Consider the following 23,000-nt stretch of genomic DNA (forward strand, 5'->3'; position numbering starts at 1 on the left):
TTAGCGTTTCTTGGGAGGTTTCGGTGTGGATTTGGATTTGGTTTCCGACGCGGGCAACGGGGCCAGCGCCAGGGCGAAACCATTGGGATAGCGCAAGTCGGCCTGCGTGATGGTGCGCCCTGTCAGGCGCCCCGCCACGGCGGGCCACGCCTGCACAAAGCGTTGAATACGAGCCGCGAACGGCAACGCGCCGGGCAAGCCATGCGGGTCCGGCGCATCGGCGCCCGGATCGCGGCCCAGGTCCAGCAACATGCCGTTGGACAGCACCACACGCCATGCGTAGCGCGGGCTCAGTTCCAACTGCTTGACATGCATGTCCAGCGGGGCGAACCAGCGCGCCAGCTCGGCGTAGCGCTGCACGACCAGCGGCTCCGTGCCCTCGGGTCCGGAGAACTGCGGCAATACGGTTTCGTCGTCCACCTCGCCCGTGTTCGCCGTGAACGCTTCGCCCCAGGTGTTGATCATCTGGTTTTCGTTCCACAGCGCCAGCGGCTGCTGCTCTTCGATCCGCACGCGCAGCACGTTGGGCCAGATCCGACGCACGGTGGCATGGCGCACCCACGGCACCGACTCGAAGATCTCGCGCGCGTCGTCCAGGTCCACCGTGAAGAAGTTGCCCTTGAAGCGGCCGGCAATCGCTGATCGCACCGCCCCCGGCGACACATAGTGCAGCTCGGTGTCCGGCATGGATTCCAGTTCGATGGCCGTCAGCGTGAAGAACGGGCGTTGCGCTACCCACACCACACCCGCAAGGAGCATGGCGCAAACCGCCAGCACGGCGAGCGTGTTGGCGATCAGGTTGGTAGTACGAGCGTCGTTCCACACGGAATATCCAGGTCAAGCGTTACGGGAGGCGCGGTGCACTTTGCACGTGGCCTCGGACAGAATCGCCACGCACAAATCGGCGTAGCTAATCCCCACGGCCTTCGCGGCCATGGGCACCAGGGAATGGCTGGTCATACCAGGCGAGGTATTGAGTTCAAGCAGCCACGGACGGTTGTCGCCGTCCAGGATGAAGTCGGCGCGGCCCCAGCCTTCGCAGCCCAGTACCTGATAGGCCTTGACCGCGATGTCGGCAACCGTATCCGCCACGCCTGCGGGCAGCGTCGCCGGGCAGAAATACTGCGTGTCGTCCGAGAAGTACTTGTGTTCGTAGTCGTAGTTGCCACCCGGCGCGGCGATCTCGATCACCGGCAGCGCACGCGCCGCCTTGCCGGAACCCAACACCGCCACGGTCAGCTCGCGGCCGGCGATGAACTGCTCGGCCAGCACGACGCTGTCAAAACGCGCGGCCGCGGCATAGGCTTCCTTCATGTCGGAATAGCCCACGACCTTGGTGATGCCGACGGTCGAGCCTTCGTGCGGCGGCTTGATGATCAGCGGCAGGCTCAGGCGATCGGGCACCAGGCGCAATTCCGTGTCTGCATCCAGCACTTCAAATTCAGGCGTGGGCAGGCCATGCTGCAACCAAATACGCTTGGTCATGGTCTTGTCCATGGCCACCGCCGATGCCATCGGGCCGCTACCGGTATAGGGAATGCCCAGCAATTCCAGAGCGCCCTGGATCGTGCCGTCTTCACCGTAGCGGCCATGCAGCGCGATGAACACGCGGTCGAACCCCTCGGCGGCCAACTCGGCCAGGCTGCGTTCGCCCGTATCGAACAAGTGCGCGTCAACACCGGCGCTTGCCAGCGCCTGCTGCACGCCCTTGCCGGACATCAGCGACACTTCGCGTTCAGCGGAGAGGCCACCGTACAACACACCTACTTTGCCGAATTGCGTGCTCATGCCAGTTCTCCTACTTGGGCGGGGACCTTGCTGATCGAACCCGCTCCCATCACGATCACGACGTCGCCATCACGCACGAAGTCCACCACGGTCTGCGGCAGTTCGGCCACGTCTTCGACAAATACCGGTTCAACCTTGCCGGCCACGCGCAAGGCACGCGACAGCGCACGGCCATCGGCGGCCACCAGGGGCGGCTCGCCCGCAGCGTAAACCTCGGTCAGCAGCACGGCGTCGGCCGTGCCCAGCACCCGCACGAAATCCTCGAAACAATCCCGTGTCCGCGTGTAGCGGTGCGGCTGGAAGGCCAGCACGATGCGGCGGTCGGGCCATGCGCCGCGCGCGGCGGCAAGCGTGGCCGCCATTTCAACCGGGTGATGGCCGTAGTCGTCGATCACCGTGAAGGTGCCGCCGCCATGGCTGGCAGGCACGGGGAAGTCGCCCGTCTGCGTGAAGCGGCGGCCCACGCCCTTGAAGGCGGCCAGCGCATCGCAAATGGCGGCGTCAGACACGCCCAGCTCGGTCGCGACGGCAATCGCGGCCAGCGCGTTGCGCACGTTGTGCAGGCCAGGAAGATTCAGTTCCACATGCAACGGCGGCAACAGCGTGTCGCGGTGCGTGCGCTGCACATTGAAGCGCATGCGCGTGCCTTCCGGCTGCACTTCATAAGCGCGCACCTGTGCGTCTTCATTCAAGCCATAAGTGGTGATCGGACGCGACACGAACGGCATGATCTCGCGCACATTGGCATCGTCCGAGCACAGCACGGCGCTGCCGTAGAACGGCAGACGCTGCGTGAATTCAATGAACGCGCTCTTCAGACGCGCCACATCGTGCCCGTAGGTGTCCATGTGGTCGGCATCGATGTTGGTCACGATGGCCATCACCGGCAGCAGGTTCAGGAACGAAGCATCGGATTCGTCGGCCTCGACCACGATGTAGTCGCCCTGCCCCAGGCGCGCGTTCGCGCCGGCGGAATTCAAGCGGCCACCGATCACGAACGTCGGATCCAGGTCGCCGGCGGCAAGCACGCTGGCCACCAGGCTGGTCGTCGTCGTCTTGCCATGCGTGCCGGCCACGGCGATACCGCGCTTCAAGCGCATGAGCTCGGCCAGCATGATGGCGCGCGGCACCACCGGGATGCGCGACGCACGCGCCGCGATCACTTCGGGGTTGTCGCCCGCCACGGCAGTGGACGTCACGATGGCGCCCGCGCCCGTGACATTGCTGGCCACGTGGCCGATCGCGATCTTCACGCCCAGGCCCGCCAGGCGGCGCGTCACGGCCGACTCGTTCAGGTCGGAACCGCTGATCGTGTAGCCCAGGTTGAGCAGGACTTCGGCAATGCCGCTCATGCCCGAGCCGCCAATGCCTACGAAATGGATATGTTGAATTCTGTGTTTCATGATGAACGCCCCGCTGCTTGTTCACAGACGTCGGCGATATGAGCCGCGGCCTCCGGGTGCGCATGCGCGCGAGCCCGGACAGCAACGGCTTCCAGTTCTTGTCGGGAACGCTGGGCCAGCCAGTCCGCCAGCCACTCGGGCGTCAAAGCGGTCTGCGGCTGCAACCAAGCGGCCTGCGCATCGCTCAAAAAGCGTGCGTTGGCGGTTTGATGGTCATCGATGGCATGCGGGAACGGCACGAACAGCGCCGCGACGCCTGCTGCGGCCACTTCAGACACCGTCATGGCGCCCGCGCGGCAGATCAGCAGATCCGCATCGCCCATGGCACCCGCCATGTCATCGATGAACGCGCGGCAGTCGGCCTGCACGCCCGCTTGGGCGTAGGCCTGCTGCAACGCGGGCAAATGTTGTTCACCGGCCTGATGGATGATCACCGGGCGGTTGTCTTGCGGTAGACGCGCCAGCGCCTGCGGCACAGTGGTGTTCAAGGCTTGCGCGCCCAGGCTGCCGCCCACGACCAGCACGCGCAGCGGGCCGGTACGGCCGGCATAGCGCACGGCGGGGTCAGGCAAGGCGCACAAGTCCGCGCGCACCGGGTTACCCATGGCTTCGCCCTTGGGCAACACGCCGGGGAATCCGCTCAACACGCGGCGCGACATCTTGGCCAGGCATTTATTCGCGGTGCCGGCCACGGCATTCTGTTCATGGACAATCAATGGCGTGCCGCGCAGCGCGGCAATCACGCCACCCGGGAAGGCCACATAGCCGCCCATGCCCAACACCACATCCGGACGCACTTCAGACAAGCGCGACCACGCTTGTGCAAACGCGCGCAACAGCAGGAACGGCAATTTCAGCAGGGCCGATGCCCCCTTGCCCCGCACGCCCTGGAAACGCAACGGCACCAGTTCGATACCGCGCGGCGGCACGAGCTTGCCTTCCATCTTGTCGGGATTGCCCAGCCACAGCACGCGCCAGCCGCGTTCACGCAGCACGTCAGCCACGGCCAGGCCGGGCATGATGTGCCCGCCGGTGCCGCCAGCCATGATCAGGATGGTGCGAGCCGTCGTCATACTCGCCCCCCACGCATCATGACGCGGTTTTCCACGTCAACCCGAATCAACATGGCAAGCGCGCACAGGTTCATCACCACGCCCGATCCGCCATAGCTCATCAGCGGCAGGGTCAGACCCTTGGTCGGCAACAAGCCCAGGCACACGCCCATGTTGATGAAGGATTGGACGCCGAACCACATGGCCACGCCATGGGCCACCAGACCCGCAAAGGTGCGTTCCATGGCGATGGCTTGGCGGCCGATGTCAAAGCCGCGATAAACGATGATGGCGAACAGGGTGATCACCAGCATGACGCCGGCAAAGCCCAGTTCCTCGCCCACCACCGCCATCAGGAAGTCGGTATGCGCTTCGGGCAAGTAGTGCAACTTTTCCACGCTGGCACCCAGCCCCACGCCCAGCCATTCTCCACGGCCCAGCGCGATCAGCGAGTGCGACAGCTGGTACGCGCTGCCATAGGCGTTGTCTTCGTTCCACGGATCCAGATAGGCGAAGAGGCGCGCACGGCGCCACGGCGACAGCCAGATCAGCATCAGGAACGTGCTGACCAGCACCGCCAGCAGGCTGCTGAAGTACTTGCCGTTGATGCCGCCCAGGAACAGGATGCCGATGGCGATCGCCACGATCACCATGAAAGCGCCCAGATCGGGTTCAAGCAGCAACAACATGCCCACGCCGGCCAGCGCGAAAGCCATCGGCAGGAAGCCGCGGGCAAACGCCTGCATGTGTTCCTGCTTGCGCACGGTGTAGTCGGCGGCGTAGAGCAACGCGGCCAGCTTCATCAGTTCGGAGGGCTGGAAATTCAACGGACCCAGCGGAATCCAGCGATGGGCGCCGTTGACCTCGCGGCCGATACCGGGAATCAACACCGCGACCAGCAAGATCATCGCCACCACGAACAGCGGCACCGCCATGCGCTGCCAGACGCGGATCGGGATGGCCAGCACCACGGCACCAGCAAGCAAGCCGGCGCTGACGAACAGGCCGTGGCGAATCACGAAGTAGTAACGCCCGTAGGATGCGTAACGCGGGCCGTCAGCCAGCGCGATCGACGCCGAATACACCATCAGCAAGCCCAGCAGCAACAGCGTCGATGCCGCGATGACCAGCGGCAGATCGAAGTTGCGCATCTTGGTACGGCCCGGCCGTACGGCATTGACGCTGGCGGTGAGATCGGCGATCAGGCTCATGCCACCTCTCCCCGGTCGCGGGCCAGCTCTTCGACCTCTTCCACGAACACCTGCCCGCGATGCGGGTAGTTGCGGAACATGTCCAGGCTGGCGCAAGCCGGCGACAACAACACGGCATCGCCAGGCTGCGCCAATTCGGCCGCCGCGCGCACGGCGTCGCGCAGCGAATCTACGGTCACGCAGTTGACGCCGGTCGAGGCCAGCACGCGGCCAATCTCGGGGCCGTCCACGCCAATCAGCATCACGGCGCGCGCATGGCGCGACACCACCGGAATCAGCGGGGAAAAGTCCTGCCCCTTGCCCTGTCCGCCGGCAATCAGCACCACGGGTTGGCCCAGGCCTTCCAATGCCGCCACGGTGGCGCCCACATTGGTGCCCTTGCTGTCATTGATGTAGTCGACACCGCCAATCTGGCGCACGAACGCCGCACGGTGCGGCTCGCCAGCGTATTCACGCAGCGTGCGCAGCATGGCGCCCCAACCCAGATCCAGGCAGCGCGCCAGCTGCAACGCGGCCAGCGCATTCAGGGCATTGTGGATGCCGCGAATGCGCAAAGCGTCCACGGGCATCAGGCGGCTCATGCGGCCATTGGCGCGCACCGGTTCCGGCGCGTCCTTCTTGCGGCGCGTGGGGGGCGCAGGTTCGTCGAAATCGCTGGGTTCGGACGCGACCAACCAAGCCACGCCTTGCCCCAATTCCAGGCCCATATCGCCCACCAGTTCCGGCATGTCGCGGCCGAAACTACGCACATTCAGCGCGTTCACGGTTGGCACCATGCGCACGGTCAGCGGATCGTCGCGGTTGACGATGGCAATACGCGCCATCTTCAACAAGCGCGCCTTGGCCTGAGCATAGGCGTCCATGCCACCATGCCAGTCCAGATGGTCTTGCGTGACATTCAGCACGACGGCCGCGTCCGCCATCAGCGTACGGGTCGTTTCCAGTTGGAAGCTGGACAGTTCCAGCACCCACACTTGAGGCAGCGCGTCGTTGTCCAGTGCGTCGATCAACGCCGTCAACGCTGCGGGGCTGATGTTGCCAGCCGCCACGACCGACAGGCCGCTGGCGTCGATCAAATCGCGGGTCAGCGCCGTTACGGTGGTCTTGCCGTTGGTGCCCGTCACGGCCAGCAGGCGGGGACGGTACTCGCGCGTCTCGGCCAGATCGGCCAGGGCGCGGGCAAACAATTCAATTTCGCCAACCACTTCGATGCCACGGGCCTCGGCCTCACGCAGCAGATCGACGGCGGGCGCCTGGGCCGGTGCCAGGCCGGGACTCAGCACGACCTGATCCACGCCATCCAGCAGCGCCAGATCAAAAGTCGCATCACAACCCAGACGGTATTCCACGTCGCTTTGCGCCAGCGCATCGCGCAGCGCAACCAAGCCACCCGGTTCGGCGCGTGTGTCGGCCACGCGCAAGCGGGCGCCCAAACGGGCGCACCAGCGAGCGGCGGCGACACCCGTCTCGCCCAATCCGAGGATCAGGACGAGCGGCGCGTCAGCGCGGGAGGTTTCCATCGTATTCATCGCAACTTCAGCGTAGAGAGGCCAATCAGCACCAGCATCATGCTGATGATCCAGAAACGCACGACCACTTGGGTTTCTTTCCAGCCACCCACTTCAAAGTGATGATGCAACGGCGCCATGCGGAATATGCGTCTACCTGTTCCATAACGTCGCTTCGTGTACTTGAACCAGGTCACCTGGATCATCACCGACAGCGTTTCCACCACGAACACACCGCCCATGATGAACAGCACGATCTCCTGGCGCACAATCACCGCGATGGTGCCTAGCGCGCCACCCAGCGCCAGCGCGCCGACGTCACCCATGAACACCTGGGCCGGATACGCGTTGAACCATAAAAATGCCAATCCCGCGCCCCCGATCGCCGCGCATAGCACCATCAATTCCGATGCGCCGGGGATATACGGGAACAGCAGGTACTTGGAATAGTCCACACGGCCGACCACGTAGGCAAAGATGCCCAGGGCGCTGCCGACCATCACGGTCGGCATGATGGCCAAGCCATCCAGGCCGTCGGTCAGGTTCACGGCGTTGCTGGTGCCGACGATCACGGCCCACGTCAGCGCCACGAAACCCAGCACGCCCAACGGATAGCTCACCGATTTGAAGAAGGGAACGATCAAGTCGGCGCGCGTGGGCAGCGGCATCGTGAAACCACTGCCGACCCACGCCTTGAACAGGGGCCACAGTTCGGTATTGGCCGGCGCCGACACGGCGAAAGCCAGATACACCGCGGCGATGATGCCGATGGTGGCTTGCCAGAAGAATTTCTGACGCGCGGGCATGCCTTCCGGATCGCGATAGACCACCTTGCGGTAATCGTCCCGCCAGCCGATCCAGCCAAAGCCGAACGTCACCAGCAACACCACCCATACGAAACGGTTGGTCCAGTCTGCCCACAGCAAGGTGCTGATGGCGATGGAAATCAGGATCAACACGCCGCCCATGGTGGGGGTGCCGGTCTTGACCAGATGCGTTTCCGGGCCATACGAACGCACGGCCTGGCCGATCTTCATCTCGGTCAACTTACGGATCACACGCGGACCAGCGACCAGGCCGATCAGCAACGCCGTCGCGCACGCCAGCACGGCGCGCAAGGTGATGTATTCAAACACGCCCAGCGCGCGAACATCATCGGAAAGCAGACGGGCGATCTCAAGCAGCATGGTGTTCTCCCTGCCCCTTGGCCGCCTGTCCGTCATTTGAAGAAAAAGCCGTCACTACCCGCTCCATGCGCATAAAGCGCGATCCTTTTACCAATACGCAGGACGCGCGCAAACCGCGCAAGGCGGCAACCACTTCGTCTACCGATGCGCAGGCGTGCGCGCCAGCTCCGAACGCGGCCGCGGCCGCCCGGCTGGCTTCGCCTAGCGTGATAAGCGCGTCAAGCCCTTGCTCGCGCGCGTAAATGCCCGCCTCTGCATGCAAGGCGGGGCCGTTGTCCCCGATTTCACCCATGTCGCCCAACACCAGGACGCGCTTGCCGGCCATGCGGGCCAGCACGTCAATCGCCACGCGAACCGAATCGGGGTTGGCATTGTAGGTGTCATCAATGAGCAACGTTCCGTCACTCATTTGCTTGTGCTGCATGCGGCCTGCAACGGGGACAAAGCCCGCCAGGGCGCGCACCGCGCTATCCAGCGGCACGCCTGCCGCGATGGCGCTGGCAATCGCGGCCAGTGCATTGCGCAGGTTGTGCAAGCCGGGCACCGGCAACGCCAGATCCGCAGAGCCGACCGGCGTCACGACACGGCAGCGCGTGGCGCTCACGTCGGCAAGAATATGTTCCGCGTATACGTCCAGACCCGGTTGCAGACCGAAGCGCAACACCCGGCGCGGCTCGGCCAAGGCGTCCCAGATCGCGGAATACGGTTCGTCTCCGGGGTAGACGGCGATGCCGTCGTCCGGCAGCGCAGCGATCGCCGCGCCGTTCTCGTGCGCCACCGCTTCCACGGTGTGCATGAATTCTTGATGCTCGCGCTGCGCGTTGGTCACCAGCGTGACCGTGGGCGCTGCCATGGCGGCCAGCTGCGCGATTTCGCCAGGATGATTCATGCCCAGTTCAAACACCGCGGCGCGATGCTCGGTGCGCAAGCGCAGCAGCGTCAACGGCACGCCGATATCGTTGTTCAGGTTGCCGGCAGTCGCCAACCGGCGTGCCTCGCCCCGCCACTCGGCCAGCATGGCCGAGATCATTTCCTTGGTGGTCGTCTTGCCGTTGCTACCCGTCACTGCCACGACCGGCAGCGAAAACTGCGAACGCCACGCCGCACCGATGCGCATCAGCGCAATGCGGGTATCGCCCAGCACCAGTTGCGCCAGCTTGGCGTCACTGACGGCATGCGCCACGATTGCGGCGCAAGCGCCCCGGCCTTCAGCCTGATCCAGATAGTTATGCGCGTCGAAGTTCTCGCCCACCAGCGCCACGAACAATTCGCCCGCGCCAATGCGGCGGGTATCCGATGACACCCCTTTGACCTGCGGCAGCAGCAGCGCCAAGCGCGCCCATTCGCGGTCATCGAACGGCAACTTTTCGCCCCCGATGTCCTGATAGGTTTCATGCCCCTTGCCCGCCAACAGCACCACGTCTTCGGGCAATGCGGCCCAAATGGTCTGCATGATGGCGCGCGCGCGGTCGACCTGGACATCGGCATGCGCCGATTCAGGGATGCCAACCAGAATCTGTTGAACGATGGCTTCGGGCGATTCCGTGCGTGGATTGTCGCTGGACACCACCACATGGTCAGCCAGTTCCGCTGCAATGCGGCCCATTTCCGGGCGCTTGCCCGGATCGCGCTCGCCACCGCAGCCAAACAGGCAGATCAGGCGGCCAGAACGGGCAACCGCCACGGCACGCAATGCCGTCAAGGCGCGCGACAGGGCATCCGGCGTATGCGCGTAATCCACCACGACCAGTGGGCCGCGACCCGCATGGGCCTGCGTTGTCACCGGCACCGTTTCCACGGTTTGCAACCGGCCATCCACAGGGTCCGTCGCGGCCAACTCACGCGCGATCTGCGCAAACGGCAGGCCCAGCTTGTACAGCACGCCTGCCACCAGCAGCAGGTTCGACACGTTGTGCGCCCCCAGCAGGCGCGTCACGATCTGGGCTTCGCCATGCGGCGACACCAGCGTGAAGATCTGGCCTTGAGATGTGGCCTGAAGATCCCGCGCGCGCATCGCAGCGGGGATCTCGGGCGCATCGCTCAGGCTGTAGCCCATCGCGCCCGTGCCCGCAGGCAGGCTCGCGATCAGGCGGCGTCCGGCTGCGTCATCGGCATTCACGATGGCGGCGGTCAGGCCCGGCCAACGGAACAGACGTGCCTTGGCGGCCTCGTAGTGTTCCATCGTGCCGTGATAATCAAGATGGTCGCGCGTCAGGTTCGTAAAGGCGGCCAGCGCAATGCGCACGCCGTCCAGACGGCCTTGCTCGATGCCGATCGACGACGCTTCCATGGCCACGGCCTTCGCGCCAGCGTCGCGCATGGCGGCCAGCGTGCGATGCACGGTCAGAACGTCGGGCGTCGTCAGGTCGCCGCCCAGCGTGCGGCCGTCGGGCAACACGGCGCCCAAGGTGCCGATGGTGCCGCAAGGCTTGTCATTGCGGCTCAGCGCATGCGCGATCCATTGCACCGACGAGGTCTTGCCGTTGGTGCCCGTCACCGCCACCACCGCCAATGCGGCGGAAGGACGGCCGTACCAGGTGTCGGCCAACTCGCCCAACAACGTGCGCAAGCCTGTCACCGGCAGTATCGGCGTGTCGCCCGCGGCGCGCTGAATGGCGTCGTCGGCGGGCGCTTCAAACAACACCGCGCTGGCGCCCAGCGCCAACGCCTTGTCTATATAGAGACGTCCATCGCTGGACAGACCCGGGCAGGCAACGAACACATCGCCCGGCTCGATATCGCGCGAGTCCAGCTTAAGATGCGCCGTCAACGAGACGCGCGCATGCAACCACGCCACGGTTTCAGCAACCGTGGCGACAGGGGAAGAGAGGAAGCCTTTGGCGCTCATCTGCCTGGCTCCTTGAGACCAGCAACAATCGTGGATTCAAAAGGTGCGTCCGGTCGCACCCCCATCAGCCTCAGGCTCCCCCCCACAATATGGGAGAACACGGGCGCGGCGATCGCACCGCCGTAGTAACCGCCGACCGTCGGCTCGTCGATGGACACAGCCACCACGATCTTCGGATCGGACACCGGAGCGAAGCCCACGTACGAGCTCCGGTAACGCTGCATGCTGTACTTGCCGTCAACGATCTTGCGCGCGGTGCCGCTCTTGCCGGCGACGCGGTAACCCTGCACCTGAGCCGCCTTCGTGCCCTCGGGGCCGGCGGCGGCCTCCAGCATTGCGCGCACCAAGGCGGTGGTCTTCGGCGTATAGATCTTGACGCTGGTGGGGTCGCTGTCGCGCTTGACCAACGTCAGCGACACCATGTCGCCATTGCGGGCGAAGACGGTGTACGCACGCGCCACTTGCAGCAGCGACACGGACAGGCCGTAACCGTAGGCCATCGTCGCCTTTTCAATCAGGCGCCAACGGTCCCACGGACGCAGACGGCCGGGCGCCGCGCCGGGGAATCCCACTTGCGGCGCCTGGCCCAGGCCCAATTCGGTGAAACGGTCCCACATCTCGCGAGACTCCAGCTTCTCGGAGATCATCGTCATGCCGATATTGCTGGATCTGCGCAGCACGCCAGCCACATCCAGCGTGCCGTTGCGGCTCACATCGCTGATCGTGCTGCCTTGATACGTAAAGCGGCCGTTTCCGGTTTCAAACAGCGTCGACGTCGTGATGCGGCCCAGGTCCAACGCCAGCGCGGCGGTGAACGGCTTCATGATCGAGCCCGGCTCGAAGGTATCGGTAATGGCCTGATTGCGCAGCTTGGAGCCATGGAAGCTCTCGCGCTTGTTCGGGTCGAAGGTCGGCACGTTCGCCAGCGCCAGGATTTCGCCCGTATGCACGTCCACGACCACGGCGGTAGCGCCCTTGGCCTGGTGCTTGTCCATGGCGTCCTTCAATTCCTTGAACACCAGGTATTGCAAGCGCGTATCGATCGACAGGCGCAGATCGCGGCCGTCAACCGGCAGGGTAACGGCTTGCACGTCCTCAATGACGCGGCCCAGCCGATCCTTGATGACGCGGCGACTGCCGGGTCGGCCCGACAACTGCTGGTTGAATGTCAGCTCGACGCCTTCCTGACCCTGGTCTTCGACGCTGTTGAAACCCACTACGTGGGCCATCACATCGCCGTCCGGATAGTAGCGGCGGGTCTCCGGCTGCTGGTGCACGCCCGGCATGCCCAGTTGCTTGATCTTGTCGGCCACGTCCATCGAGACCTGGCGCTTCAGGTAAACAAAGTTCTTGTCTTCGTCGACCAGGCGATGGCGCAAGTCCGCGACCGGCGTTTCCAGCAGCTTGGCCAGGGCATCCATCTGCGCAGGCGTCCCCTGCTTGGCATCTTCCGGGATGGCCCAGATGGCGCGCGCCGGCACGCTGGACGCCAACACGGCGCCATTGCGATCCATGATCTTGCCGCGCGTGGCGGCCAGGGTCAGCGTGCGTTCATAGCGGCGTTCGCCCTGCTGTTGCAGGAACTCCGTCGACAACCCTTGCAGGAACAACGCGCGGCCGGCCAGCACCGTGAACCCGCCAAACAGCAGGATCAGTACCAGGCGCGCGCGCCAGGTGGGCAATTGCCCACGCAGCACCGGGTTGTCGAAGAAGGGCACGCGCTTCATTGCGCACCTCCGGCCGAAGAGACCGGCGCTTGATTCAGATACAGCGTGCGATCCGGAACGATGGAGATCATCTTCAGGCCGTCACGCGCAATCACGTCCACCCGGGCATTGCGGGCAAGTTCGGCGCGGTCAAGCTGCAAGCGGCGCCAGTTGGTTTCCAGGTCACGTGCCTGGGCCTGATCGCGTCCCAGCTCAACAAAAAGCTGGCGCGACTGATACCGGCTGGTGACCAGGGAAATGGCCGACAGCATCAGTAACGCCGCAATGATCAGGTTGACACGCCCCATTAGCGCCGCCCCCCTTTACCGCCGCGGCGAGGCGGCGGGGCCAGGTCACTGCCGGGCAACGAGCCGATCTTCACAAACGCGAAACCGCCCTCGGCGGGCAGCGGCGTTTCGGTGCGTTCGGCAACGCGCAGGACAGCGGAACGGGCGCGGGCATTGGCCGAGACTTCATCGTCTTCAGCCTGGACACGGCCCAGGGAACGCAGGATGGGTTGGGGCATTTCGCTTTCGCGCAGCGGCAGGCGTGCATGCGCGGCGGCCGGCCTGGCCGCCGCCACGATGCACTGCTTGACCATGCGGTCTTCAAGCGAATGAAAGCTGATCACCGCCAACCTCCCCCCCGGGGCAAGCAGGTCTAAAGCTGACGCGAGGGTGCGCGCGAGCTCTTCGAGTTCCCGATTGATGTAAATCCGTAAAGCTTGAAAGGTGCGTGTGGCCGGATGCTGCCCCTTTTCGCGCGTGCGGACGGCGCTGGCGACGCACTCGGCAAGTTCGAGCGTGGTGCGCAGCGGCCTTGTTGCGCGGCGAGCAGCAATCGCCTTTGCAACCTGAAAAGCAAACCGTTCTTCGCCATAATCCGCTATGACCTCCCGCATCTCATCCACACTGGCTTGCGCCAGCCAATCCGCCACCGTGGGACCACGAGTGGTGTCCATCCGCATATCAAGCGGGCCGTCTCGCATGAACGAGAAACCTCGCTCGGCGTCATCGATCTGAGGCGACGACACCCCCAGATCCAACATCACGCCATCGACTTTCTCGATGCCGATCTGCTGCAATTCTTCAGCCATGGTGGCAAAGCCGCCATGGACAACCGTCACCCGGGAATCCGCCGCCGCCAACGCATTGGCTACCGCGATCGCCTCGGGATCCTTGTCGAACACCACCAGCCGCGCCGCAGGCCCCAAACGCCCGAGCAATTCGCGACTGTGCCCGCCACGCCCAAAGGTGCCGTCGACAAAGATGCCGCTTTCTGCCCGCGTAGCCGCAGCCGGCTCGGACTGCATGTGCGACCGTGCCGCGCCCTTGCCGCCAAAGTCGGCCAGCAATAGTGCGTCCACCGTCGGCTCCAGCAGAACGGGCCGATGTTCGAAGTCCATAGATTTTTCAGAACGAAAACTGATTCAACACATCCGGCATACCCTTGGCCAAGTCCTCAGCCTCGCGGCTGGCCAGAGTAGCGGCGTCCCACAGCTCGAAGTGCGCGCCCAGACCGAGCAGCATCACATCGCGCGTCATACCGGAAGCGTTGCGCAGTTCAGGAGCGATCAGGACCCGGCCGGAGCCATCCAGTTCCACGTCCTGAGCGTTGCCCAGCAACAGCCGCTGCAATGCCCGAGCCGTCATGGGAAAGGCCGCGATTTGTTCGCGCTTCTTTTCCCACTCAGGCCGCGGGTACACCAGCAAGCAGCCGTCGGGGTGGCGAGTCAGGGTCAAGCGGCCATCGGCCTGCGACACGAGCGCGTCACGATGCCGGGTCGGAATCGAGATCCGTCCCTTGGCATCCAGCGTGAGCGCGCTGCTTCCCTGAAACACCACTTTTACCCCACTTAATTGCACAATTTCCTACTATTTCCCACTCTACGGTATGGCAATGGGGCGGTCAAGCGCGTGGTTGCAATTTTTTCAATCACAACAAGGACTTAGATCAATATGTAAATCCGCAAAAAGAAAAACCTCCTAATAAATCAGGAGGTTGCGGCACACTCTACAAGTCCTTCGTCAGAAGTAGCGGCTAACGGGGACTTTGCATTGTTTTACGAAGGCCCATTGCGCTCCGGCTGGCGAGGCTTCCCGCCGGATGTACGCCCCACTACCGCTCAAAAAAATGGCGCAGTGGGCGGCGACGTCGCAGCCAAGCGCGGCCAGGCTCCCGGCCTGGCCAACTCGCGTGTGGGGAATTCAATGCAAGACGGGTCTATAGGCCGGATTCTGTACACCAGGTTTCCCTGGCGGACGATCATTCCTCTGCGCGGATCATTGCTGAGCCGCTCTAGCCATCTACCCGCATGCTTGGACGGAGCCGCCCTTCGCGACCCGAGGGCCGCACGCATGCCTATTTGATGTTGCTCCGGGTAGAGGTTGCCGCGTTTCACCCTGCGATGCCGCCCTTCGTTGCCGAATGGCGCGATACGGAGATAGCCGTATCTGTGCGTGCAAGCACGCCCACTTCGCAGTCTCGTCTCTGTGGCCCTATTCCTCAGCCGCGCCCGAAGACGCAACCGGACGGCCGTTAGCCGTTACCCTGCCCTATGGAGTCCGGACCTTCCTCGATGAATTTGCATCCACCGCGATCGCCCGACCCGCCCTGCGGTTCGTATTCTATTACAGGTCACGGCTCCGTCCCCGAAGCCTGGTCCGAAAGGTCTTCGGGCAAAGGCTAAACGGGCATCCGGGGTTCCTGCGACAATACGCCCTGATTCGCTTTAGACGCCGCAGAAACTACCCACTACATGGCCATCGCTACTCTCATCACTCTTACCGACATCCAGCTGGCCTATGGTCACCATCCGCTGCTGGACCACGCCGACTTCGCCATCCAGGCTGGCGAGCGCATTGGCCTGATTGGCCGCAACGGCGCCGGCAAGTCGTCGCTGCTGAGGTTGCTCGACGGCAGAACGCTCCCCGACGACGGTGACATCGCCCGCACGTCAGGGCTGCGCGTCGCCACGGTCGAACAGGAACCCGAGCTGGACGAAAACGCCACCGTGTTCGATGTCGTCTGCAATGTCGAGGGCGATCACGAAGACTGGCAACGCCCGTCGCGGGTGCGATCCGTGCTGGAAAAGTTGGGCCTCCCTGCCGATGTGCAGATCGCTGGCCTGTCCGGCGGTACCCGCAAGCGCGTCGCGCTGGCGCGCGCCCTGGTCGACGAGCCCGATCTGCTGCTGCTGGACGAACCCACCAACCATCTGGACTTTGAAGGCATCGCCTGGCTGGAGGACATGCTGCGCAATTGGCGCGGCGCCGCAGTCATCATCACCCACGACCGCCGCTTCCTCGACGCGGTCACCACTCGCATCGTCGAACTCGACCGCGGACGCCTGTTGAGTTTCCCGGGCAATTTCTCCCAATGGCAAGAGCGCAAGGCCCAGTGGCTGGAATCCGAACGCCTGGAACAAGCCCGTTTCGACAAGCTGCTGGCACAAGAGGAAGTCTGGATCCGCAAGGGCGTCGAAGCTCGCCGCACCCGCAATGAAGGCCGGGTCCGGCGCCTGGAAAGCCTGCGCGTCCAACGCGCCGATCGCCGTGAACGCATCGGCGACGTGTCGCTCGCGCTGGCCGAAGGCCAACGCTCGGGCAAGCTCGTGGCCGAACTCGAACACGTCGGCAAGACCTTCGGCGACAAGATCGTGGTGGACGACTACTCCACCACCATCCTGCGTGGCGATCGCATCGGCATCATCGGCCCCAACGGCGCCGGCAAGACCACCCTGCTCAAGCTGATCCTGGGCGAAATGCAGCCCGACACCGGCACAACGCGCCTGGGCACCAACGTCGCGGTTGCCTACTTCGACCAGATGCGCGCGCAACTGGACGAAAATGCCACGCTCGTGGACATCATCAGCCCGGGCAGCGAATGGGTCGAAATCGGCGGCACCCGCAAGCACGTCATGACCTACCTGGGCGACTTCCTGTTCTCGCCCGCCCGCGCAGGTTCCCCCGTGCGCAGCCTGTCCGGCGGTGAACGTGCCCGCCTGTTGCTGGCCCGTTTGTTCGCCCGCCCCGCCAACGTGCTGGTGCTGGACGAACCCACCAACGACCTGGACATCGAAACGCTGGAACTGCTGGAAGAACTGCTCCAGGAATACGCCGGCACCGTGCTGCTTGTCAGCCACGACCGCGCCTTCCTGAACAACGTCGTCACGCAGACCATCGCGTACGAAGGCGACGGCCGCTGGCGCGACTACGTCGGCGGCTACGACGAATGGGTCGCCCAGCGCCCTGCCGTAGCGGCCCCGGTAGCCGAGGAAGCGGATATCGCGGCCAAGCCCGTCGACGAAAGCGCCGCTCGCGCCAAAGTCGCCCGGCCCAAGCCCGCCAAGGCCACCAGGATGAACGCCTGGGACTTGCGCGAACTCGAAGGCCTGCCCGACGCCATCGCCGCCCTTGAAGCACAGCAGGCAGAACTGGCAGGGCAATTGGCCGATGGCAGCCTGTACCGCGATGCACCAGCCGAAGTCGATCGCATCAACGCCGAGCTCGCCAAACTGGAAAGCGAACTTGAGGAGCGGTTCGCACGCTGGGAATTGTTGGAAGCTCGCCGCGAAGGCACGCTCTGACGTCACACTCACTATATATATAGAGCGATCTTCACGCGGTAGACAAAACGGGGGAACGGCAAGCAGCCGTTCCCCCGTTTTTTATCTCTTGGCAGACGCGGGATCACGACCCGCGCCGGGCCCTCAGACTTTTGCGCGCCAGGCCAAGGCTTCGCCGGCCGCCAGCGGCACGAGCGTCGTGTTGCCAAACTCCAGTTCATCCGGCACCTGGTAGGTTTCGCGCAGTAGCGTCAACGTGCCCGTGTTGCGCGGCAAGCCGTAGAAATCCGGGCCGTGGAAACTGGCAAAGCCTTCCAGCTTGTCCAGCTTGCCCGCCGCTTCAAATGCCGTCGCGTACAGCTCCATCGCGTGCAGCGCCGTGTAGCAACCCGCACAGCCGCACGCATGCTCCTTCAAGCCACGCGCATGCGGCGCGCTGTCGGTGCCCAGGAAGAAACGCGGGCTGCCACTGGTGGCGGCCTCGACCAAGGCCAGACGATGCGTCTCCCGCTTCAAGATCGGCAGGCAGTACCAATGCGGGCGCACGCCACCCTGGAAGATCGCATTGCGGTTGTACAGCATGTGCTGCGGCGTGATGGTCGCGGCGGTCGGCCCTTCGGCATCCCGCACATATTCAGCGCCTTCCTTCGTCGTGATGTGCTCGAACACCACTTTCAAGGCAGGAAACGCGCGGCGCAGCGGCTTCATGACGCGCTCCACGAAAATCGCTTCCCGGTCAAACACGTCGATCGCCGGGTCGGTCACTTCGCCGTGCACCAGCAGCGGCATGCCGCACTTCTCCAAGGCTTCCAGCGCCTTCGTGCACTTGCCCAACAGATCGGTCACGCCCGCATCCGAGTTGGTCGTCGCGCCAGCGGGATACAGTTTCACCGCATAGACTTGGCCGGATTCGTGCGCACGGAAAATCTCTTCCGACGAGGTGTTGTCGGTCAGATAAAGCGTCATCAGGGGCGTGAAGGCATCGGGATTCCCACCGGCCTTGCGCAACGCCTCCAGGATGCGGCCGCGATAGGCCAGCGCCTGCTCGGTAGTCGTCACCGGCGGCTTCAGGTTCGGCATGATGATGGCGCGCGCGAACTGGCGTGCGGTATCCGCCACCACGGCTTCCAGCGCCGCGCCATCACGCAAGTGAAGATGCCAGTCGTCCGGGCGGGTGATAGTGAGCTGATTCGGGTTTTGAGTAGACATGGAAGGGCTTCTTAATCTGCCAGCGGCATGCCCCGTTCGGCCAGCGCGCAGAACATCGCGCTACCCAGGGGAATGACGGCATCGTTGAAATCAAAATGCGAGTTATGCAGCACGCAGCCCGACTCGGCGCCACCTTGGCCCAAGCGAAAATACGCGCCGGGCTTGCTCTGCAACATAAAAGAGAAATCCTCGGAGCCCATCGACGGCACCAGGTCGCGCACCACGTTCTCCTTGCCAATCATCTCCGTCGCGATGTCGGCCACCAGGTTCGCGTGCTGCGGCGTATTCAGGGTAGCAGGATAGATGCGTTCGTAAATAAGTTCAGCCGTGCCGCCGAACGCGGAGGCAATCGCCGTGACCAGTTCACGCATGCGCGTCTCGACCATTTCCTGGACGGATTTGCGGAACGTGCGCACCGTGCCGACCAGCTTGGCTTCGCGCGGAATCACGCTCATGGCGCCCGGATGCCCCGCCTGCATGGATCCGATCGACACCACGGCCGAATCCAGGGGATTCACGTTGCGCGACACGATGGTCTGCAATGCGGTGATGATCTGCCCTGCGATGGTCACGGGATCAATCGTTTGATACGGGTGCGCGCCGTGCCCGCCACGGCCCGTGATCTGGATCTCGAAGCGATCCGCCGCGGCCATCATCGGCCCCGGGTTGATGCCGATCGTGCCAGGTCGCAGGCCAGGCCAGTTATGCAGCGCGTAGATCGCGTCGCATGGAAACGTATCGAACAAGCCATCTTCGAGCATGGCGCGCGCGCCGCCACGGCCTTCTTCGGCCGGCTGGAAAATCAGCACGGCCGTGCCGTCAAAGTTGCGCGTCTGCGCCAGATACTTGGCGGCACCGATCAACACTGCGGTATGGCCGTCGTGGCCGCAACCATGCATCAGGCCAGGCTTGGTGGACTTGTGCCCGAAATCGTTATCTTCCGTCATGGGCAGGGCATCCATGTCGGCACGCAGCCCGATCATGCGCCCGCTGTCACAACGCTTGCCCCGGATGACGCCCACCACGCCGGTCTTGCCGATGCCACGGTGTACTTCGACGCCCAGCGCCTCAAGCGCACCGGCCACGATTCCAGACGTGCGGACTTCCTCGAAGCCCAGTTCGGGATGTGCATGCAAATCGCGCCGCAGCGCCGTCAATTCGTCATGAAATAGGCGAATTGATTCCAAAGGAGAACGTGCGTACATAGGAGGTTACAGAATGACGTGGTAGGGGGGACAGTCTGTGCATTTTAGTTGCTACAGAGGATAAATGCCTTTGTCTTTACGAGAGAGACACGTTATGCTCCGGCCGCAGGACAATTTTTCCAACAGCCAGAGAAGGAGCGCCGCATTATGGCCACAACCTCCAAACCCGCGACCGCGCGCAAGCCGAACGCTGCATTCATGAAGCCCCTGACCCCCAGCGCCGAGTTGGCCGCTGTCATCGGCTCGGAAGCCGTGCCGCGTACCGAGGTCACCAAGAAGATCTGGGAATACATCAAGAAGCACAACCTGCAAGATGCCAGCAACAAGCGCAACATCAACGCCGATGCCAAGCTGCGTCCGATCTTTGGCAAAGATCAGGTCACGATGTTCGAACTGACCAAACTGGTCAACGCACATCTGAAGTAAGCAGGCAAAGGGCGTACCCGGTACGTCCCTGCCTCTTGGATTGTCGCGACGCCCTGGCTTACGGCCGGGCTAGCTTCTCTTCCTTGCGCAAGCTGTATTCTCCGCGCGACCGCCTCCTCCACTCTCCGTGGACACGGCCAATTTCCCACACCTGTTTCGTTCGATCCCACTTCGCTGATCGCTAGGTTTGACGCGCCTCTTCGAGCAACCAGCCTCGAAATGCCGCCACCTCCGGACGCTGGGCAGACGACCGCGCATACACGATCCAATAGCTGTAATCGTTCGGTATTGCGTGATCAAAAAGTCGCACCAGACGCCCTGTTCGCAAGTCATCCGCCGCCAACATCAAACGCCCCAACGCGACGCCTTGTCCGTCAATTGCCGCTTGCAGTACAAGCGCCGCATCGTTGAAGACGAACCCCTGCGACAAGTCCAATGCCACATCCGCATGTTGGCACCAATGCTGCCATGCCGTCCGCGGTTGATCGTGTAGCAAAGCCGCCTGCTTCAGATCCTCTGGCCGCCTCAACGCAGGGGGGCCCTCCGCCAGCGCAGGACTGCATACCGGACTCAAAAACTCACGCGCGATCAAGTCTGCCTTCACGCCAGGCCAGCGCCCCAATCCAGACCGGATGCCAATATCAAACGCATCGTCGCCGTTCCAAAGCTGCACGGAACTCGCGACGCGCAGATCCACGTCGGGATGCTTGGCACGGAATGCCGGCAGACGCGGCAACAACCACCGCGACGCAAATGAAGGCAAGACGGTGATCCGCAACGGCCCGTCGCGCTTGTCGCGGACGCGCTCGGTCGCCGCCGCCATTTGATCAAAAACTTGCGACAGTTCCGCCAGATAGGCGGCGCCCTTCTGCGTGAGGCTAAGCGCATGCCCTCGCCGCGTGAACATGGGGTGCCCCAGCCAGCGCTCCAGCTGCCTTACCTGATGGCTGATCGCCGCCTGCGTGACGCAAAGCTCGGCCGCGGCCTGGGTAAAGCTCATATGCCTTGCAGCAGCCTCATAGGCCCGCAGTGCGCTCAGTGGAGGCAGGCGTCGCATGTTCTCGATTAGCTGTATTTATCGAAGCCATGAGAATAGATCGTTTTGCCAAGGGCTGAAAGCGATATCTACTAGGCCTCGCCCGCGCGCGGAAACACCACGATAAGCGCGGGGTCCTCAATCAAGGGAACGGCAATGATAGGGTTGGAGAGTTGGGTAATTTTCCTGGGGTACGCGATCCCCATGATCATCAGCCCGGGGCCTGGCAACACATTACTGGCCACCGCGGGTGGCCGATACGGAATCAAGGGTTCGGTGCCATTCTGGATCGGCTTCGAGGCAGGCAACCTCGCGCTCTGTGTCCTCTACGGCTTGGGCCTGGGCGGCACATTGCACGAGTATCCGCAACTCCACACATTCCTGAAATGGGCGGGCGCTGCCTACCTGCTGTACCTGGCATGGGGATTCTTCCGCGCCTCCATGACGCACGACGGTCAGGCACAAAATCAGCAGCCAATGCGCGTTCGCGATGGCTTCATCTGCGTCGTGCTGAACCCTAAGATCCATTCGATGATCATCGTCATGTTTGCGCAATTCCTGATGCCGGGTGCCAGCCTGTCTGCTCAGGTCGCCCAATTGAGCGCTGCGTTTGTGATCCTGGGGCTGTTCTGCCACTTTCCATGGATCTATGGCGGCCAGGTCATCCTTGGCCGGTTCAACACGCCGCGTGCAGTGCGCATCCAAGCTGCCGTCTTCGGCACATCGATGCTTGCGGTCGCCGCCTATGTGGTCTTGTCGTAGCCCGGTCCACATCCTGGACGTGTGGGGTTCCGCATGAAAAAGGCCGGCGATTCCGCCGGCCTTTCTATCTTACTGACACACTGTCCGATCAAGCATAGGTCGTAGGTGCGGCGCCTTCAAGCAAAGCCAGCCAACCCTTGATCAGGCGGTAGAGCACCCATACGACGGTCGCGATCAGACCAATCCATCCAATAAAGATGTACAGGGCAATACCGCTGATGGCTAGCCAGAGCATCGCCCACCAGAACGTACGCAACATCCAGTCGAAGTGGGCGGCATAAACCGTGCCGGCAGCGTCCGAGCGTTTCAGATACATCAGCACGACTGCGGCCAATGTCGCAATGCCCAGAATTCCACTTGTCAAGAAGCCCAGGGCAAACAAGCCATAGGCCACGTGGGTCATCGTGCGCAGGTCTAACTTGGTGCCGGGCACGGGGGTCTGGGTATCACTCACGATAACGCTCCAACGAATTGACTCAGTCAATCTTACCGCACAAAGCCCCCCTGCCCACGGGCGTTGTTATTTGTGCACATTCAGCATTGGCGCGGCTTGCAGCCTGATTGACGCCCCACGCAAGGCAAGGATTCGCCCGCACTCAGCGCCTCGCATTGCCCAAAGACAAAGCCCCGCCGGATACCGGCGGGGCTTTGTGGGATAAGAGCTTGACGATGACCTACTTTCACAGACGTCCGTCCACTATCATCGGCGCGAAGGCGTTTCACTGTCCTGTTCGGGATGGGAAGGAGTGGTACCACCTTGCTATGGTCGTCAAGCGTAACTGCTTGAGTGGCTGCCTAAAACATCAACCACTCGAATCTTGGGATACTGCTTGGGTACTGCTTGGGGTATTGCTGGTATTGCTTGGACTACTGCCTGCGTCACTGCAATGGATTCCGCTCTACACATGTGATGGCAAGTAATTGCCAGCATCACGTATGTATGGGTCCTCACACTATACAAAGACAAAACCCCACAGGATTACCTGTGGGGTTTTGCGGAATAAAAGCCTGACGATGACCTACTTTCACAGACGTCCGTCCACTATCATCGGCGCGAAGGCGTTTCACTGTCCTGTTCGGGATGGGAAGGAG

At 63.3% G+C, this 23,000-nt stretch carries 19 protein-coding genes, 2 rRNA genes and 1 other RNA gene; 3 read left to right on the plus strand and 19 right to left on the minus strand.

Annotation, left to right across the window (positions count from 1 at the left end; translation table 11 throughout):
• From HV753_RS26270 to rnpB, 13 genes are all read right to left on the minus strand, one after another.
• On the minus strand, positions 1–825 hold the full coding sequence (locus HV753_RS26270; protein WP_175177519.1) for a cell division protein FtsQ/DivIB: 825 nt from the start codon (positions 823–825) through the stop codon (positions 1–3).
• Positions 826–837: 12 nt separating this feature from the next.
• Positions 838–1,788, minus strand: a complete 951-nt coding sequence (locus HV753_RS26275; RefSeq protein ID WP_175177520.1) for a D-alanine--D-alanine ligase — start codon at positions 1,786–1,788, stop codon at positions 838–840.
• Entirely contained in the window at positions 1,785–3,191 is a 1,407-nt protein-coding gene (gene murC / locus HV753_RS26280) for a UDP-N-acetylmuramate--L-alanine ligase (RefSeq protein WP_175177521.1), read from the minus strand. Before murC ends, HV753_RS26275 begins: the two co-directional genes overlap by 4 nt.
• Entirely contained in the window at positions 3,188–4,264 is a 1,077-nt protein-coding gene (gene murG / locus HV753_RS26285; RefSeq protein WP_175177522.1) for an undecaprenyldiphospho-muramoylpentapeptide beta-N-acetylglucosaminyltransferase, read from the minus strand. Before murG ends, murC begins: the two co-directional genes overlap by 4 nt.
• Positions 4,261–5,454 (minus strand): putative lipid II flippase FtsW, encoded by a 1,194-nt coding sequence (ftsW, locus tag HV753_RS26290; protein WP_175177523.1) that lies wholly within the window; start codon positions 5,452–5,454, stop codon positions 4,261–4,263. Before ftsW ends, murG begins: the two co-directional genes overlap by 4 nt.
• Positions 5,451–6,983: a UDP-N-acetylmuramoyl-L-alanine--D-glutamate ligase gene (gene murD / locus HV753_RS26295; protein ID WP_175177524.1), complete on the minus strand. Its 1,533-nt coding sequence runs from the start codon at positions 6,981–6,983 to the stop codon at positions 5,451–5,453. The genes ftsW and murD overlap by 4 nt, the downstream gene beginning before the upstream one ends.
• Positions 6,980–8,149 carry a phospho-N-acetylmuramoyl-pentapeptide-transferase gene (mraY, locus tag HV753_RS26300; RefSeq protein WP_175177525.1) on the minus strand — a complete coding sequence of 390 codons (1,170 nt, stop codon included), beginning with the start codon at positions 8,147–8,149 and terminating at the stop codon, positions 6,980–6,982. The genes murD and mraY overlap by 4 nt, the downstream gene beginning before the upstream one ends.
• The gene (gene murF, locus HV753_RS26305; RefSeq protein ID WP_175177526.1) at positions 8,139–10,997 is read right to left on the minus strand and encodes a bifunctional UDP-N-acetylmuramoyl-L-alanyl-D-glutamate--2,6-diaminopimelate ligase MurE/UDP-N-acetylmuramoyl-tripeptide--D-alanyl-D-alanine ligase MurF; all 2,859 of its coding nucleotides are present in this window, start codon (positions 10,995–10,997) and stop codon (positions 8,139–8,141) included. Before murF ends, mraY begins: the two co-directional genes overlap by 11 nt.
• Positions 10,994–12,724 (minus strand): peptidoglycan D,D-transpeptidase FtsI family protein, encoded by a 1,731-nt coding sequence (locus HV753_RS26310; protein WP_175177527.1) that lies wholly within the window; start codon positions 12,722–12,724, stop codon positions 10,994–10,996. Before HV753_RS26310 ends, murF begins: the two co-directional genes overlap by 4 nt.
• Positions 12,721–13,011: a cell division protein FtsL gene (gene ftsL, locus HV753_RS26315; RefSeq protein ID WP_175177528.1), complete on the minus strand. Its 291-nt coding sequence runs from the start codon at positions 13,009–13,011 to the stop codon at positions 12,721–12,723. Before ftsL ends, HV753_RS26310 begins: the two co-directional genes overlap by 4 nt.
• Positions 13,011–14,108, minus strand: a complete 1,098-nt coding sequence (gene rsmH / locus HV753_RS26320; RefSeq protein ID WP_175177529.1) for a 16S rRNA (cytosine(1402)-N(4))-methyltransferase RsmH — start codon at positions 14,106–14,108, stop codon at positions 13,011–13,013. Before rsmH ends, ftsL begins: the two co-directional genes overlap by 1 nt.
• A 7-nt stretch (positions 14,109–14,115) precedes the next feature.
• A complete protein-coding gene (mraZ, locus tag HV753_RS26325; RefSeq protein WP_057287234.1) occupies positions 14,116–14,544 on the minus strand; it encodes a division/cell wall cluster transcriptional repressor MraZ in 429 nt (142 codons plus the stop codon).
• A 369-nt stretch (positions 14,545–14,913) separates the two neighbouring features.
• An RNA gene (gene rnpB, locus HV753_RS26330) (RNase P RNA component class A) lies at positions 14,914–15,318 on the minus strand.
• Between the two features lie 143 nt (positions 15,319–15,461).
• On the opposite strand from rnpB, the gene HV753_RS26335 reads away from it, so the two are divergent.
• Positions 15,462–17,291 (plus strand): ATP-binding cassette domain-containing protein, encoded by a 1,830-nt coding sequence (locus HV753_RS26335; RefSeq protein ID WP_175177530.1) that lies wholly within the window; start codon positions 15,462–15,464, stop codon positions 17,289–17,291.
• A gap of 123 nt (positions 17,292–17,414) precedes the next feature.
• Here HV753_RS26335 and pyrC read toward each other — a convergent pair whose 3' ends face one another.
• Positions 17,415–18,479 (minus strand): dihydroorotase, encoded by a 1,065-nt coding sequence (gene pyrC, locus HV753_RS26340; RefSeq protein WP_175177531.1) that lies wholly within the window; start codon positions 18,477–18,479, stop codon positions 17,415–17,417.
• An 11-nt stretch (positions 18,480–18,490) separates the two neighbouring features.
• A complete protein-coding gene (locus tag HV753_RS26345; RefSeq protein ID WP_175177532.1) occupies positions 18,491–19,684 on the minus strand; it encodes a M20 aminoacylase family protein in 1,194 nt (397 codons plus the stop codon).
• A gap of 147 nt (positions 19,685–19,831) precedes the next feature.
• Here HV753_RS26345 and HV753_RS26350 point away from each other — a divergent pair, with 147 nt between their 5' ends.
• Positions 19,832–20,110, plus strand: a complete 279-nt coding sequence (locus HV753_RS26350; protein WP_006217453.1) for an SWIB/MDM2 domain-containing protein — start codon at positions 19,832–19,834, stop codon at positions 20,108–20,110.
• 181 nt (positions 20,111–20,291) lie between these two features.
• Here the strand turns inward: HV753_RS26350 and gcvA are convergent, their stop codons facing one another.
• On the minus strand, positions 20,292–21,167 hold the full coding sequence (gcvA, locus tag HV753_RS26355) for a transcriptional regulator GcvA (RefSeq protein WP_175177533.1): 876 nt from the start codon (positions 21,165–21,167) through the stop codon (positions 20,292–20,294).
• A 183-nt stretch (positions 21,168–21,350) separates the two neighbouring features.
• Between gcvA and HV753_RS26360 the strand changes: the two genes are divergently transcribed.
• Positions 21,351–21,908: a LysE family translocator gene (locus HV753_RS26360; RefSeq protein WP_246288400.1), complete on the plus strand. Its 558-nt coding sequence runs from the start codon at positions 21,351–21,353 to the stop codon at positions 21,906–21,908.
• 88 nt (positions 21,909–21,996) lie between these two features.
• On the opposite strand, the gene HV753_RS26365 is transcribed toward HV753_RS26360, so the two are convergent.
• The 3 genes from HV753_RS26365 to rrf (HV753_RS31425) all read right to left on the minus strand — a co-directional run.
• Positions 21,997–22,311, minus strand: a complete 315-nt coding sequence (locus HV753_RS26365; protein ID WP_246288402.1) for a DUF4870 family protein — start codon at positions 22,309–22,311, stop codon at positions 21,997–21,999.
• Positions 22,312–22,569: 258 nt separating this feature from the next.
• A 5S ribosomal RNA gene (gene rrf, locus HV753_RS26370) occupies positions 22,570–22,682 on the minus strand.
• Positions 22,683–22,914: 232 nt separating this feature from the next.
• Positions 22,915–23,000, minus strand: a 5S ribosomal RNA gene (rrf, locus tag HV753_RS31425); the annotation flags it as partial.

The organism is Achromobacter pestifer (assembly GCF_902859625.1).
Lineage (GTDB): Bacteria > Pseudomonadota > Gammaproteobacteria > Burkholderiales > Burkholderiaceae_B > Achromobacter > Achromobacter pestifer.

Excerpts from the sequence above, each read along its gene's own strand:
- HV753_RS26275 (WP_175177520.1), bottom strand. The coding sequence starts at position 1,788 with ATGAGCACGCAATTCGGCAAAGTAGGTGTGTTGTACGGTGGCCTCTCC.
- murC (WP_175177521.1), bottom strand. The coding sequence starts at position 3,191 with ATGAAACACAGAATTCAACATATCCATTTCGTAGGCATTGGCGGCTCG.
- murG (WP_175177522.1), bottom strand. The coding sequence starts at position 4,264 with ATGACGACGGCTCGCACCATCCTGATCATGGCTGGCGGCACCGGCGGG.
- ftsW (WP_175177523.1), bottom strand. The coding sequence starts at position 5,454 with ATGAGCCTGATCGCCGATCTCACCGCCAGCGTCAATGCCGTACGGCCG.
- murD (WP_175177524.1), bottom strand. The coding sequence starts at position 6,983 with ATGAATACGATGGAAACCTCCCGCGCTGACGCGCCGCTCGTCCTGATC.
- mraY (WP_175177525.1), bottom strand. The coding sequence starts at position 8,149 with ATGCTGCTTGAGATCGCCCGTCTGCTTTCCGATGATGTTCGCGCGCTG.
- murF (WP_175177526.1), bottom strand. The coding sequence starts at position 10,997 with ATGAGCGCCAAAGGCTTCCTCTCTTCCCCTGTCGCCACGGTTGCTGAA.
- HV753_RS26310 (WP_175177527.1), bottom strand. The coding sequence starts at position 12,724 with ATGAAGCGCGTGCCCTTCTTCGACAACCCGGTGCTGCGTGGGCAATTG.
- ftsL (WP_175177528.1), bottom strand. The coding sequence starts at position 13,011 with ATGGGGCGTGTCAACCTGATCATTGCGGCGTTACTGATGCTGTCGGCC.
- rsmH (WP_175177529.1), bottom strand. The coding sequence starts at position 14,108 with ATGGACTTCGAACATCGGCCCGTTCTGCTGGAGCCGACGGTGGACGCA.
- HV753_RS26335 (WP_175177530.1), top strand. The coding sequence starts at position 15,462 with ATGGCCATCGCTACTCTCATCACTCTTACCGACATCCAGCTGGCCTAT.
- pyrC (WP_175177531.1), bottom strand. The coding sequence starts at position 18,479 with ATGTCTACTCAAAACCCGAATCAGCTCACTATCACCCGCCCGGACGAC.
- HV753_RS26345 (WP_175177532.1), bottom strand. The coding sequence starts at position 19,684 with ATGTACGCACGTTCTCCTTTGGAATCAATTCGCCTATTTCATGACGAA.
- HV753_RS26350 (WP_006217453.1), top strand. The coding sequence starts at position 19,832 with ATGGCCACAACCTCCAAACCCGCGACCGCGCGCAAGCCGAACGCTGCA.
- gcvA (WP_175177533.1), bottom strand. The coding sequence starts at position 21,167 with ATGCGACGCCTGCCTCCACTGAGCGCACTGCGGGCCTATGAGGCTGCT.
- HV753_RS26360 (WP_246288400.1), top strand. The coding sequence starts at position 21,351 with ATGATCATCAGCCCGGGGCCTGGCAACACATTACTGGCCACCGCGGGT.
- HV753_RS26365 (WP_246288402.1), bottom strand. The coding sequence starts at position 22,311 with ATGACCCACGTGGCCTATGGCTTGTTTGCCCTGGGCTTCTTGACAAGT.